The sequence below is a fragment of the Actinobacillus minor NM305 genome, assembly GCF_000175195.1.
Taxonomy (GTDB): domain Bacteria; phylum Pseudomonadota; class Gammaproteobacteria; order Enterobacterales; family Pasteurellaceae; genus Haemophilus_A; species Haemophilus_A minor.
The window spans coordinates 1-12,757 of the sequence record NZ_ACQL01000116.1 but is presented as its reverse complement, the minus strand read 5'-3'; the positions used below and the strand labels follow the sequence as shown (position 1 = coordinate 12,757).

Here is a 12,757-nt window from a genome sequence, read left to right as displayed (position 1 = left end):
GAGAAATTATCACAGTAATACGACAAGCGGTAAGTTTTCAGAAAAAATTTACCGTTTTTTGTTGTAAGAATAAGGCAGTTTAAATTATTTTTGCGATCAGCTTCGAAAATATCAAATGTTGAGAAAGAAAAAAAGATGATCAAAGAATATATTAACGCTGATGATATTTTTATCGGAGGTGTTATGCGAAGTAAATGGGCGGATGATTTTCCTGATACGATTATTGACCGTAAACTTGGGGAGGCAACATCACACCCTTTATATGAGCTGGCTAAAGCAGGTAATGTCGAGGCGGCTTATCAATTAGCGAAAGATTTAGTAACAGATGAAGCAGTGGAAAAACTACGTCAAATTATTGGTTCGCAAGATGTAATGATAGTTCCTGTTCACGCTGAAGAAGCTGTTGGGCGGAATATGATCCCTGTTGCAACTGCGACTGTTATTGGGAAAAAATTAAATATCCCCGTAGAATTATCTATTGTTCAAGCAACTAAAGTTTCTCGTACAGGAGGTGATGGTTGGCATAGATTGGCATATTCACCACAGTTTTATGGGACTTTTAAACGAGGGCAAAAAGCCATTATTTTAGACGATACTCAAACACAAGGGGGGACATTAGCGAGTATTAAAGGTTATATTGAACACTTAGGTGGTAAAGTAATAGGTTGTTATGCTTTAACAGGGAAACAATATTCTGTACAATTAAGATTATCAAAAGATACATTATCAACATTGAGGCAAAACTATGGCGACATTGAAAAATGGTGGGAAACCGAATTCGGCTACGACTTCTCGAAACTTACCGAATGGGAAGCAAGATTTATCCTCAACTCGCGTAAGAATGCTGACGAAGTCCGAAATATTATCTCTTCAAGAAAGCAAGAGAATGGCGTATGAGATGATGATGAAAATGAATTAAAGAAGAGGACGACAAGCGGTAAGTTTTCAGAAAAAACTTACCGTTTTTTGTTGAAAAAGCGATAGAATAAAACGTTTTTAAAAAGAAGGAATAATAAATGGCTTGGGTACAAATTCGTTTAAATAGCACAGATAAACACGCTGAGCAGATCAGCGATTTTTTAGAGGAGATTGGTGCGGTTTCGGTTACTTTTATGGATAGCCAAGACACGCCAATTTTTGAACCGCTTCCGGGCGAAACCCGTCTTTGGGGAAATACCGATGTGGTGGGCTTGTTCGATGCAGAAACCGATATGAAAGCGGTTGTGTCTGCGTTAATTGAAAGCCAGTTAGTCGCGGAAGATTTTGCTCACAAAATTGAGCAAATTGAAGATAAAGATTGGGAACGTGAGTGGATGGATAATTTCCACCCAATGCAATTTGGTAAGCGTTTATGGATTTGTCCGAGTTGGCGTGAAGTGCCAGATCCAAATGCAGTAAACGTGATGTTAGACCCCGGTTTGGCATTTGGAACAGGTACGCACCCGACAACGGCACTTTGTTTGCAGTGGTTAGATAGCTTGGATTTAGCTGGCAAAACGGTAATTGACTTTGGTTGTGGTTCGGGCATTTTAGCGATTGCAGCGTTAAAACTTGGGGCGAAGCGTGCCATTGGAATTGATATTGACCCACAAGCGATTTTAGCTTCGACCAATAATGCTGAGGCAAATGGTGTTGCGGATCGCTTAGAACTCTTCCTCGCAAAAGATCAGCCTAAAGATTTATTAGCAGATGTGGTGGTAGCAAACATTCTTGCCGGTCCGTTAAAAGAGTTGGCACCAAATATCATTACATTGGTTAAACCACAAGGCGATTTGGGGTTATCGGGCATTTTGGCAACACAAGCGGAATCCGTTTGCGAAGCCTATGCACCGGATTTTACGCTTGATCCGGTGGTTGAAAAAGAAGAGTGGTGTCGTATTACGGGCGTGAAGCACGGTTAAACAAACGAACAAGCGGTTAAATTTTGTTGGAATTTAACCGCTTGAGCTTATTAGAATATTGCTTCTACACGTAAAAAGCCTCTTAAATAATGGCTACGATCATTGTCTTTGTCGTTATAAAAACTTAATTCCGGTTGGATAAACAACCATTTACGTAAAATGGGCTGGCGGTAGGTTATAAAAGGCCCCCAAGAATTAAATTTATGAAGTTCATGATCAAATCGCCCACCGGCAAATAGCCCATAACTTAGCGTTTTATTATTCTCAAAGTTGTGTTGGCGGTATAAGCTATTTCCCCAACCCGTTTCTTCATCAATATCGTGGGTATATTGTAAGAAGGTGTGATTCATGATAAAGGTGTTGGCACTATCTAAATAGCGGTTTTCTAGGTTAGTACGCAAATAGTGTTTGCTGTTTGTCCCATAGCGATAGATTTGCTCTAAACGAGTACTAAATGTTTCTGTCCATTCCCAAGTTTTACTTAAGCGTAAGCGCCCAAAAATATCCCCTCCGGAGCGTAAACCCGCATCAAGATCGCTATCAATCCCGAGTTTTTTAATTTCATTAGACCAACGTAAACCTATTGATGCATTATCATTACGAGCTTGGCGAGCATCATAATTCTTGTTAGGGTCAAGATTAGAATAGTTGTTACCAATGCGGTTTTTATCTCGAGCTTGGTTTTCTAAATCTTCATCACCGAATACAACACTTAAATGTTTTTTGAGAACAGGGAGCTTGATTTTACCTCGTACACGTGGTTTATAGGTAAAACGGTTGTATCTATCCCATTGCATATCCATCATCACTCGTAGGCTTGCAGAAGCCGGTTTATTCGGATCTGTTTCGCCTAACCAATCATTGATATTATTTGACCAAGAATGAAGGGTTTCTTTTACATTTCTATGCTGCTCATCTGCCCAAGTATTTTCTGTTTCTTCGGCAAAGGAATGGAAGGAAGAAAAAATAAAAAAGGTGGGTAGGAGATAGTTGAGTTTGTTCATTGTTTTATTACCGTTTTATTAAATTGCCTAAATGATAATCTAAAATGAAACGTAGCTCAAAAAAATCTCACAAGAAAGCGGTCGGGGCTGCAATGATGTAAATTGTTGCATACAATAAATGCGTTGGGGCAAATCATATTTGCCCCAAAAAATAGTTCTTAATTTTGTGAAATGGCGTTGTTATACCCAATATTTATCAATTTCCGCACGAATTGCTTCAGCGGTTGCTTTACCTTTTTCGCCGACTAATGCACGACCGGCAATAAAGGCTTTGGCATTTTTCACTTCTTTGAAAAGGTGGATATCTTCAGGCACAATACCGCCTGTAATGGATAGTTCTAAGCCTTTCGCAGAAAGTTGTTTCATAAGCTTGATATCTTCTGCTGTCCAGCCTTTGCCTGCTAATTCTGCATCGCGTGATCGGTGGTAAATCGCTTGTTTCACACCTAAATCTACCCACTCTTGTGCGTCTTTTTCAACGGTCCAGTTGCCGTAGATTTCGATTTGAATTTCTTTTTTCACTTTTAATTCAGGGTGAGCGGCATTAAATTCATCTGCCACTTTTTTACAAGCTGCTTTGGTTGCTGGGTGAGCTGCTGCTGAAACGGTAAGCCAGTCTGCACCTGCTTCAAATGCCATTTTAGCAAGGATTGCACCGCCATCGGTGGTTTTTAGGTCACATACGATGATATGGTTTGGGTGTAATGCTCTAAGCGTTGAAACCGCTTTCATGCCTTCTGCACAAGCTAGGATTGTGCCACATTCGATAATATCGACAACGGCTTCGGCTTGTTTAGCATCTGCCACCGCTTTTTCTAAACTTAAAGAATCAAGGGCAATTTGGAGAAGTGGTTTTGACATATTGTTTTCCTTTTAAAGATGAAAATTTGCAAAAAGTACTGTTTTCTTAACCGCTTGTATGAATTAACCGTTTAATGCGGCATCAATTACGGCATAGACATCATCTGCGGTTTTGCAGCGGCGGATTTTATCTAAATCAACGCCTGTGTCGCTATCTGGATCATCAAGCACTTGGGTAATTTCCATTAAGCCTTGCATATGTTGGTCTGAATCGCTACCTGCAAGCGCAAGTAAAACATCAACCGGTTCATCTTCGCCTTCAAAAACAACGGGTTGGGTTAGCGTTACTAATGCAAAAGCAGTGCGGTTTACGCCATCTTCAGGGCGTGCGTGCGGCATAGCCAAACCCGGCGCTAGAATGATGTAAGGTCCCATTTCATTAACACACTCAATGATGCGATCATAATAGCGAGGTTCAACAGCCCCTGATTCAATTAAAGGGTTGATGGCAATTTTGATTGCTTCTTGCCAAGTACTTGCTGATTGGTTGAGTTTGATCGAGTTATTTTCAATTAAAGATTGTTTTAGATTCATTGTGAGTTCCCTTTGGTTTTGCCCCCTCACGTTCCGTGATAAAGGGAAGCGTGAGAGAGCAAGCGGTTAGTTTTTGAAATTATTTTGCATTATGTTTGTTAATTAACTCAATGAGTTCGTCTCCGAATGAGTTAGGGTTCAACATATTTTTCACGCCTAGGAATGCTTTACCTTCCGGCACTTCAATTTCAGCAGCTAAGTGTTGAGATGAAACGATAATGTCGATTTCATTTAATTTGCCTTTGTAGTCCGTTACGGCACAAGAGTCCATAATATTTGGGATACCACGTTTATCTAAGTAGCCTTTGATCTTCATTTTCATCATCATTGATGAACCTTGACCTGAACCACATACTGCTAAGATACGCACTGGTGTTGCATCACTTTGCGTTGTTGTTTCTTCGACTTTAGTTTCTTGTTTCGTTTCTACTTCATCTAAGCCGTAACCGTCTAATTGTTCAAGGGTTAAGCCTTTTGCTGCAGCTTCTGCTTCTTCAGCACGTAATTGGCGAGAAGCGAAGAACATATAAACCATCGCTAGAGCCACAATGATGAAGAAGAAGCCTGGTACGCTAATGATACCTTGTAGGATTGGTGGGAAGAATAATGCCCAGTCAGCCATACCCATCCAACCGTTGAAGGTTGTACCTTGGCTTGCTAACATTTGGATTACCCACGCAGAACCTAATACTTCGATGATACCCATTACGAAACAGATTTTCATTACCGCTCTCCAACCACCGAATTGGTTCGCAAATACACCGATTGTTGCGTTAGAGAAGAACATCGGGATAAAGCCAGGGATAATTAAAATCGGTGAGCTAAAGCCTAATAAGATACCTACCGCCACGAATTGACCGATTGCACCCCACATAAAGCCGAATACCATTGCATTTGGTGAGAAGGCATAGATTGCCGCACAGTCGATTGCAAGTACTGAGTTTGGAATCACACGTTCAGAGATACCTTTAAACGCTTCAGAAAGTTCTGCCACGAACATACGTACACCGGTTACGATGATTTGAATTGCTACCGCAAATTTCAAGCCCATTTCAAGAATGTACATAAACCAGTGGGTTTTACCTGCCATTTGTTGCAAGTTATCTAAACCGAATGAAAGTAAGATGATACCGAAGAAGATCGTCATTACCAACGCTGTTGCAGAGATACTGTCGTGGAAGATATGTAACCATTTTGGTAGGTTCATATGATCAACTGAGTCATCTTTGTTACCGAGTTTCGGCGCAAGTTTGGTTGCAATCCAAGACGCAATTTGTTGTTGGTGACCGATAGAGAAACCTGCACCGCCTGTAACCGCTTGAGTCGGTTTATACATAATGTTAGAAGAGATACCCCAGTAGAGTGCCATTAATACTGAAGTATAGATAATGGTTTCCCACATAGAAGCACCGATGATCATATAGAACACCGCAACAAGCCCAGCTTGTTGGAACATAATATGCCCTGTGAGCATAATGGTACGAATACCGGTAAAGCGTCTAAACACAACGAGTAAAACGTTTAAAATTAACGCCCCAATAACGGCATAACCTACCCATGCATAGTTGTCTGCCATAGTTTGAATGGTCGCTTGCATACTGGTGTAAGGGTCGATAACCGCACCGGTTAGATTATGGAATTTTGATAAACCTTCAATAACAGGTTTAAAGTTTGTTACAAGGAAACCAGAACCAGCTTGTACAATCATAAAACCAACAATGGTTTTAATTGTTCCTTTAATCACGGTAGTGGTGTCTTTTTTCAGAAGAATGTAACCCAAGCAGGCTACGATACCTAATAAGAATGGTGCTTTATTTAGCACTTGGTCTTTCAAAAAGACCAGAATGTCTGTGAGCATTTCCATAAGAGTACCTCTTATATTTAATGTATTTGGAGAGAATGCATAAATTGAAAGTCATGTCTTAGATCGACTTTACCGTTTGAATAATAACCGCTCTCAAAAAGGAAAAAAAGATTATTTTTGATTATTTGTGAGCTTGATCACATTTTATTTTTCAAATGGCTGATTTTTAATGTTGAGTATGCTTTATATACGTATTGAGTTCATTACGTAAGCGGTTTGATTTCTGTTGAATTTTGCTATTTTATGTAACTTTATGATTTTTATATAATAAATTGGGTTTTGGTAAAGTGTCCATTTATTATACAAAAAGAAAAAATGAGATGTAGATCACAAAATAGAGAAAAAGCATTTTACAAAAAAATATGATTATTTATGATTGCAAGTGATTGTATTTTTATTCCTTAAACAGAGGTAGGACATATTATGGCTAAAGTCAATGAAATTACTCGTGAAAGCTGGATCTTATCAACATTCCCAGAATGGGGAACTTGGTTAAATGAAGAGATCGAGAACGAAGTTGTACCGGAAGGTAATTTTGCAATGTGGTGGCTTGGTTGTGTGGGGGTGTGGATTAAAACCCCGGCAGGCGCAAACATTTGTATGGACTTATGGTGCGGTCGTGGTAAAAGCACGAAAAAGGTAAAAGATATGGTGCGTGGTCACCAAATGGCAAATATGGCAGGTGTTCGCAAGTTACAACCAAACCTCCGTGCTCAACCAATGGTGTTAGATCCATTTGCAATCAATGAAGTAGATTTTATTCTTGCTTCTCACTACCACAGCGACCATATTGATGTGAACGTGGCGGCAGCGATTGTAAACAATCCGAACTTAGATCACGTGAAATTTGTTGGTCCGTGGCACTGTGCAGAACTTTGGAAAAAATGGGGCGTGCCGGAAGAGCGTATTATCATTGTAAAACCGGGCGATGTGGTGAAATTAAAAGACGTTGAAATTCACGCCTTAGATTCATTTGACCGCACCTGTTTAGTGACCTTACCGGTGGAAGGCGCAGAAGAGCAAGGCGGAGAATTAGCGGGACTTTGTCCGTCAGATGAAGAAATGGGTCGTAAAGCGGTGAACTATGTGTTCAAAACCCCGGGCGGTAATATTTATCACGGTGCAGACTCTCACTACTCTATCCAATTTGCAAAACACGGTAAACAGTTTGACATTGATGTTGCATTAAACAACTATGGTGAAAATCCGGTCGGTATTGCTGATAAAATGACTTCTGTGGATTTACTCCGTATGGCAGAGTGCTTACGTTGTAAAGTGATCATTCCGGTTCACCACGACATCTGGACAAACTTTATGGCAAGTACGCAAGAAATCATTGATTTATGGCGTATGCGTAAAGATCGCTTACAATACAAATTCCACCCATTCATTTGGGAAGTGGGCGGCAAATATGTTTACCCACAAGATAAAGACTTAATTGAATATCATCACCCACGTGGTTTTGATGATTGCTTCGAGCAAGAACCAAATATTCAGTTTAAATCAATGTTGTAATGCGAATGCCCTCTCTCGCTAAGGAGAGGGCATCTCAATTTGTTCATTGATTAAATAATACAAGGACTGACAATGAACGAAACATATCGACATAAACAATTACTCTCGTTGTTAGAAGAAAAAGAGATTCTCTCGACCACGGAAATTATTGAATTTTTAGGCATCTCTCCTGCCACGGCTCGCCGTGATATCAATAAACTCAATGAGCAAGGACGTTTACGTAAAGTAAGAAATGGTGCGGAGGCCATCAATACGCATTTTTCTCTCACATCAGAGAAAAAAATCAATAATCTGAATGAAAAGCAACGTATTGCTGAAGTGGCAAGCCAATTTTGTCAGGATGGCGAAAGTGTGATTCTAACGGCGGGATCAACGATGCAAATACTGGGTAAAACACTTTGTGGACGGCATTTGCAAATCATCACGAATTTTTTACCGCTTGCTAATGATCTTATTGAACATCAGCACGATAATTTAGTGATTATGGGAGGGCAATATAATAAAAATAAACGTGTGATGCTCTCTCTAAATCATCAAAATGAAAGTGACTATTTTGCCGATGTGATGTTTACCAGTGGCAAAGGTTTTACAGTCGAGGGATTGTATAAGACCGATATGATTATTGCCAACTCTGAACAACCGTTAGCGAAAAAAGCCAGCAAATTGATTGCGCTAGTTGATAGCACAAAATTAGGTAAACAGGTTGGAATGTTATTTTGTAGCTTAGATGAAATTGATATTTTAATTACAGGCAAAGAAGCTGATCCAAAAATTATTCAACAATTAAGAGAGAAAGGATTAAAAGTAATTTTGGCGTAGGTTTGAAGGGTATTTTGTCTGCATCAACCAATACACAAAAATACAAGCGGTTAAAAACTTCACATATTTTGCATTTAACCAAAGGGGTTAAAAATGAGAAAACATAAACTAGGTATCTATGAAAAAGCCTTGCCAAAAAATATCAGTTGGCAAGACAGACTATCTATTGCTAAAACTTGCGGATTTGACTTTGTCGAAATTTCTGTGGACGAAACCGATGAACGTTTGGCGCGTCTTGATTGGACAAAAGAAGAACGTATTGAACTGGTCAAAGCTATTATCAATACGGGGGTAACCATTCCATCAATGTGCCTATCAGGACACCGCCGTTTCCCATTTGGTAGTCGTGATGAAGCGACTCGCCAAAAAGCCTACGAAATTATGGAAAAGGCAATTCAATTAGCGGTGGATCTCGGTATTCGTACTATTCAACTTGCCGGCTACGATGTTTATTATGAAGAACAAGACGAAGGCACAATCCAACGTTTCCAAGAAGGCTTAGAATGGGCGGTTGAGTTAGCGGCAAGTAACCAAGTCACTATTGCGGTTGAAATTATGGATACTAAATTTATGAGTTCGATTTCCCGTTGGAAAAAATGGGACGAGATCATCAAATCACCGTGGTTTACCGTTTACCCTGATTTAGGTAATCTTTCTGCTTGGAACGACAATGTTGCGGAAGAGCTAAAACTCGGTATTGATAAAATTTCGGCTATTCACTTAAAAGATACCTACAAAGTTACTGAAACCTGTAAAGGTCAATTCCGTGACGTGCCGTTTGGCGATGGTTGCGTGGATTTTGTCAGTTGCTTCAGAACCCTTGCTGAATTGAACTATCGCGGGGCGTTTTTAATTGAAATGTGGACAGAAAAAGCGGAAGAGCCGATTGCTGAGATCATCAATGCTCGCCGTTGGATTGAACAAAAAATGAAAGAAGGGGGATTTGAACTATGAGCCAAATCGAATTAACACCAGCATTACAAGCATTAAGAGAGCGTGTTTTAAAGGCTAATCTAGATTTACCAAAGTATAAATTAGTGACTTTTACTTGGGGTAACGTGAGTGAAATCGATCGTGAAACGGGATTAGTTGCCATTAAGCCATCGGGCGTGGAATATGATGCTATGACGGTTGAAGATATTGTGATTGTTGATTTACAAGGTAACCGCGTTTATGGGAGCAAAAAACCTTCTTCAGATACGGCAACCCATTTAGAACTTTATCGCCAATTCCCTGAAATTGGCGGAATTGTACATACACATTCTCGCCACGCAACCGCTTGGGCGCAAGCAGGGGAAGATATTTTGGCACTTGGTACAACGCAAGGAGACTATTTCTACGGTTCTGTACCTTGCACACGCCGTATGACCCCAGAAGAAATTGCAGGTGAATATGAACTCGAAACCGGTAAAGTAATTGTTGAAACGTTCCGTAAACGTGGCATTGAACCTTCTATGGTTCCAGGCGTACTGGTTCACTCTCACGGGCCTTTCACTTGGGGTAAAGACGGACACGATGCGGTGCATAATTCGGTGGTATTAGAAGAAGTGGCGTATATGAATTTTGTCAGCCATCAAATCCGCCCAAATATCGGCTCAATGCAACAAGAGTTGCTCGATAAGCATTACTTACGTAAACACGGCAAAAATGCCTATTACGGACAATAATTTTCTTTGTTGTGTGTGAAGTAAAGCGGTCTGAATTTGTAAATTATTTGCAAAATCAGACCGCTTCATTTTGGGTTTACATAACAAAACCCTAGCTTTTACACTAGGGTTTTGAATTTTAGATTAAAGAATATCTAATAATTCAACTTCAAAAATTAAGGTTGCAAATGGAGGGATTGAAGCACCTGCGCCACGTTCGCCATAAGCTAACTCGTGTGGAATGGTTAAACGCCATTTTGAACCAACCGGCATCATTTGTAATGCCTCTGTCCAACCCTTAATTACGCCGCCTACTGGGAATTCTGCCGGTGTGCCACGTTTTACAGAGCTATCGAATACTGTACCGTCAATTAAAGAACCAGTGTAGTGAACACGTACTTTGCTATCTGCGGTTGGTTTTGCACCGGTACCTTCAGTTAAAATTTCGTATTGTAAGCCGCTATCAGTTACTTTCACGCCCGCTGCTTTTTGGTTTTCAGCTAAGAATGCTTTGTTCTCTTCTTCAATCGCTTTGAATGCTGCCGCTTGTGCTTCTTCTGCACGCTGACCTAACTCTTGTAATGCTTTGGTTACTTCGTTTAAATCAACAGCCGGTGGGTTTTGGTTTAATACGTCATAAATACCACGTGCTACCGCTTCGGCATCAACATCCATACCGCTGCTTAAAAGTTGCTGACCAATTTGTAAACCGATACCGTAACCACCTTTTGCTTCTACGCTATCGAATGAAACTGAGTTGAAATCTAAAGCCATTATTGTTTTCCTTTTGTTTATATAAAGACAGCACAGTTATGGGGGAGAATTTTGCAAAATCAACCCATTACATAAAAAAAGCGGCTCATTTTTACAATTTCTTGTAGAAAATTCACCGCTTGTTGAGGTCTTATAGAGGGATTGTTTATGCTTAGAATGTTAAGTAAGGCGTAATTTTTTCAATGGTTGCATCACCGATACCTGAAATGTTTGATAATTCTGATGCACTTTTGATTTTGCCTACTTTGTTACGGTATTCAACAATTGCTTTCGCTTTTGCTTCACCAATACCGCTTAAACTTTGTAATGTTGCTGCATCTGCGGTATTCACATTCACTTTTGATGATGCTTTTACTTTAGTTGCTACGCTTGTTGCTTTCTCTGTTGCCGCCGCTTTAGCCGAAGTTGCTTTTTCTGTTACAGTGGTTTTCGCAGAGGTCGCTTTTTCAGTTGCGGTTGTTTTTGCTGAATTTAATGTATCACGAGCGGTTGTTGCTGTTGTTTTTGCAGAAGTCACTTTTTCTGTAACATTACTTTTTGCATTCGTTAATGCGCTTGTTGCTGATGATTTTGTATTGCTTACCGCAGATGAAGCTGTGGTTTTTGCATTCGTTACAGAAGATACCGCAGACTCTTTAACCGCATTTACTTGGTTGGTTGCTGCGCTTTTTGCTGTATCTTTTAACGAAGTTAATGGGTTAGTTGTATCTGCAAATGATGTTGCTGATACAGTCATTGCAACGCCTAATGCTAATAATGTTTTTAATGCTTTCATTTAAAATCCTTATAGGGTTAATTTAGAGGTTAATCATGATGAAAAAAACTGTAAAATAAGACTAGCTAGAAAAGAGTAAGTTCATTATTTTTAATGAAGTTGATTTGAGTGATTATTTAATACACAAGAGCAAAAAATGAAAACCTTTGATCATCAAACCGAAAACGATATTTTACGTGTTGTTCAAGAAGAAGTTGTGCCGGCATTAGGGTGTACAGAACCGATTTCGCTCGCCCTTGCTTCAGCAACAGCACGCCACTATTTAGGGCAGCTGCCTGAACGTATTGAGGCGAAAGTTTCACCAAATTTAATGAAAAACGGTATGGGGGTAACCGTCCCTAATACGGGTACAGTCGGTTTAACGATGGCGGCTGCAATCGGGGCGATTGGTGGAGACCCAACCGCAGGGTTAGAAGTGCTGAAAAATATCAGTACCGAACAGGTTGCTCTTGCTAAACAGATGATTAGTGAGCAGAAAGTCAATGTTGCGATTTTCGATACCGAACATATTTTGTATTCAGAAGCTACGTTATTCGCTGCCAATCAACAAGTTACCGTGCGAATTGCCGCTCATCATACCAATGTGATTTATATTGAGAAAAATGGCGAGGTTATTTTCTCTGTGCCTTGTTTAGTGGAAAGTGAAAATGCCAATAGTGTTTTTGCTCATTTAACGGCAAAAGATATTTATGATTTCTCATTAAGCGTTGAGCTAGATAAAATCCGTTTTATTCAAGAAGCCGCAAAACTTAATTCAGCACTTTCGCAAGAAGGGCTACGCACCGATTATGGTTTACATATCGGCAGAACGTTACAAAAACAAATTGGCAAAGGCTTGATTAGCGATGATTTACTTAACCGCATTGTGATTGAAACCACTGCCGCAAGCGATGCTCGAATGGGCGGAGCAAATTTACCGGCAATGAGTAACTCGGGGTCGGGCAACCAAGGCATTACGGCAACCATGCCCGTTGTGGTTGTCGCTCGTCATCTGCAAGCCAGTGAAGAACAACAAATTCGAGCGCTATTTCTTTCACATTTAATGGCGATTTATATTCACAGCA

General features: G+C 40.1%; 13 protein-coding genes. 7 read left to right on the top strand and 6 right to left on the bottom strand.

What is annotated here, in order from left to right:
- Nucleotides 1-135 precede the first annotated feature (135 nt).
- Together AM305_RS09225 and prmA are read left to right on the top strand one after the other, a co-directional pair.
- Nucleotides 136-897 (top strand): phosphoribosyltransferase, encoded by a 762-nt coding sequence (locus AM305_RS09225; RefSeq protein WP_005825273.1) that lies wholly within the window; start codon nucleotides 136-138, stop codon nucleotides 895-897.
- Between the two features lie 119 nt (nucleotides 898-1,016).
- Entirely contained in the window at nucleotides 1,017-1,901 is an 885-nt protein-coding gene (prmA, locus tag AM305_RS09220; RefSeq protein ID WP_005825271.1) for a 50S ribosomal protein L11 methyltransferase, read from the top strand.
- Nucleotides 1,902-1,951: 50 nt separating this feature from the next.
- Here the strand turns inward: prmA and AM305_RS09215 are convergent, their stop codons facing one another.
- The 4 genes from AM305_RS09215 to AM305_RS09200 form a co-directional block, all read right to left on the bottom strand.
- A complete protein-coding gene (locus tag AM305_RS09215) occupies nucleotides 1,952-2,905 on the bottom strand; it encodes a hypothetical protein (protein ID WP_005825270.1) in 954 nt (317 codons plus the stop codon).
- A 180-nt stretch (nucleotides 2,906-3,085) separates the two neighbouring features.
- Nucleotides 3,086-3,766, bottom strand: a complete 681-nt coding sequence (locus AM305_RS09210; protein ID WP_005825268.1) for a 3-keto-L-gulonate-6-phosphate decarboxylase UlaD — start codon at nucleotides 3,764-3,766, stop codon at nucleotides 3,086-3,088.
- Nucleotides 3,767-3,829: 63 nt separating this feature from the next.
- Nucleotides 3,830-4,300 (bottom strand): PTS sugar transporter subunit IIA, encoded by a 471-nt coding sequence (locus AM305_RS09205; protein WP_005825266.1) that lies wholly within the window; start codon nucleotides 4,298-4,300, stop codon nucleotides 3,830-3,832.
- A gap of 79 nt (nucleotides 4,301-4,379) precedes the next feature.
- Nucleotides 4,380-6,164 carry a PTS ascorbate-specific subunit IIBC gene (locus tag AM305_RS09200; RefSeq protein WP_005825264.1) on the bottom strand — a complete coding sequence of 595 codons (1,785 nt, stop codon included), beginning with the start codon at nucleotides 6,162-6,164 and terminating at the stop codon, nucleotides 4,380-4,382.
- A 423-nt stretch (nucleotides 6,165-6,587) separates the two neighbouring features.
- On the opposite strand from AM305_RS09200, the gene ulaG reads away from it, so the two are divergent.
- The 4 genes from ulaG to araD all read left to right on the top strand — a co-directional run bounded on the left by ulaG (nucleotide 6,588) and on the right by araD (nucleotide 10,165).
- Nucleotides 6,588-7,679 (top strand): L-ascorbate 6-phosphate lactonase, encoded by a 1,092-nt coding sequence (gene ulaG, locus AM305_RS09195; RefSeq protein WP_005825262.1) that lies wholly within the window; start codon nucleotides 6,588-6,590, stop codon nucleotides 7,677-7,679.
- A 72-nt stretch (nucleotides 7,680-7,751) separates the two neighbouring features.
- The gene (ulaR, locus tag AM305_RS09190) at nucleotides 7,752-8,498 is read left to right on the top strand and encodes an HTH-type transcriptional regulator UlaR (RefSeq protein ID WP_005825261.1); all 747 of its coding nucleotides are present in this window, start codon (nucleotides 7,752-7,754) and stop codon (nucleotides 8,496-8,498) included.
- Between the two features lie 93 nt (nucleotides 8,499-8,591).
- The gene (locus AM305_RS09185; RefSeq protein ID WP_005825259.1) at nucleotides 8,592-9,452 is read left to right on the top strand and encodes an L-ribulose-5-phosphate 3-epimerase; all 861 of its coding nucleotides are present in this window, start codon (nucleotides 8,592-8,594) and stop codon (nucleotides 9,450-9,452) included.
- A complete protein-coding gene (gene araD / locus AM305_RS09180) occupies nucleotides 9,449-10,165 on the top strand; it encodes an L-ribulose-5-phosphate 4-epimerase (RefSeq protein ID WP_005825258.1) in 717 nt (238 codons plus the stop codon). Before AM305_RS09185 ends, araD begins: the two co-directional genes overlap by 4 nt.
- Nucleotides 10,166-10,288: 123 nt before the next feature.
- Here araD and AM305_RS09175 read toward each other — a convergent pair whose 3' ends face one another.
- Nucleotides 10,289-10,918, bottom strand: a complete 630-nt coding sequence (locus tag AM305_RS09175) for a BamJ family beta-barrel-assembly machinery protein (protein ID WP_005825256.1) — start codon at nucleotides 10,916-10,918, stop codon at nucleotides 10,289-10,291.
- A gap of 151 nt (nucleotides 10,919-11,069) precedes the next feature.
- On the bottom strand, nucleotides 11,070-11,693 hold the full coding sequence (locus AM305_RS09170) for a ComEA family DNA-binding protein (RefSeq protein ID WP_005825253.1): 624 nt from the start codon (nucleotides 11,691-11,693) through the stop codon (nucleotides 11,070-11,072).
- A gap of 136 nt (nucleotides 11,694-11,829) precedes the next feature.
- On the opposite strand from AM305_RS09170, the gene AM305_RS09165 reads away from it, so the two are divergent.
- Nucleotides 11,830-12,757, top strand: a 928-nt coding sequence (locus tag AM305_RS09165) for an L-cysteine desulfidase family protein (RefSeq protein WP_005825251.1), incomplete at its 3' end; no start/stop codon positions are given.

Bases quoted from the DNA above. Each gene is read 5' to 3' on its own strand.
- AM305_RS09170 (WP_005825253.1), bottom strand. From the start codon at position 11,693: ATGAAAGCATTAAAAACATTATTAGCATTAGGCGTTGCAATGACTGTA.
- AM305_RS09225 (WP_005825273.1), top strand. From the start codon at position 136: ATGATCAAAGAATATATTAACGCTGATGATATTTTTATCGGAGGTGTT.
- ulaR (WP_005825261.1), top strand. From the start codon at position 7,752: ATGAACGAAACATATCGACATAAACAATTACTCTCGTTGTTAGAAGAA.
- AM305_RS09210 (WP_005825268.1), bottom strand. From the start codon at position 3,766: ATGTCAAAACCACTTCTCCAAATTGCCCTTGATTCTTTAAGTTTAGAA.
- AM305_RS09215 (WP_005825270.1), bottom strand. From the start codon at position 2,905: ATGAACAAACTCAACTATCTCCTACCCACCTTTTTTATTTTTTCTTCC.
- AM305_RS09185 (WP_005825259.1), top strand. From the start codon at position 8,592: ATGAGAAAACATAAACTAGGTATCTATGAAAAAGCCTTGCCAAAAAAT.
- AM305_RS09200 (WP_005825264.1), bottom strand. From the start codon at position 6,164: ATGGAAATGCTCACAGACATTCTGGTCTTTTTGAAAGACCAAGTGCTA.
- araD (WP_005825258.1), top strand. From the start codon at position 9,449: ATGAGCCAAATCGAATTAACACCAGCATTACAAGCATTAAGAGAGCGT.
- ulaG (WP_005825262.1), top strand. From the start codon at position 6,588: ATGGCTAAAGTCAATGAAATTACTCGTGAAAGCTGGATCTTATCAACA.
- prmA (WP_005825271.1), top strand. From the start codon at position 1,017: ATGGCTTGGGTACAAATTCGTTTAAATAGCACAGATAAACACGCTGAG.
- AM305_RS09175 (WP_005825256.1), bottom strand. From the start codon at position 10,918: ATGGCTTTAGATTTCAACTCAGTTTCATTCGATAGCGTAGAAGCAAAA.
- AM305_RS09205 (WP_005825266.1), bottom strand. From the start codon at position 4,300: ATGAATCTAAAACAATCTTTAATTGAAAATAACTCGATCAAACTCAAC.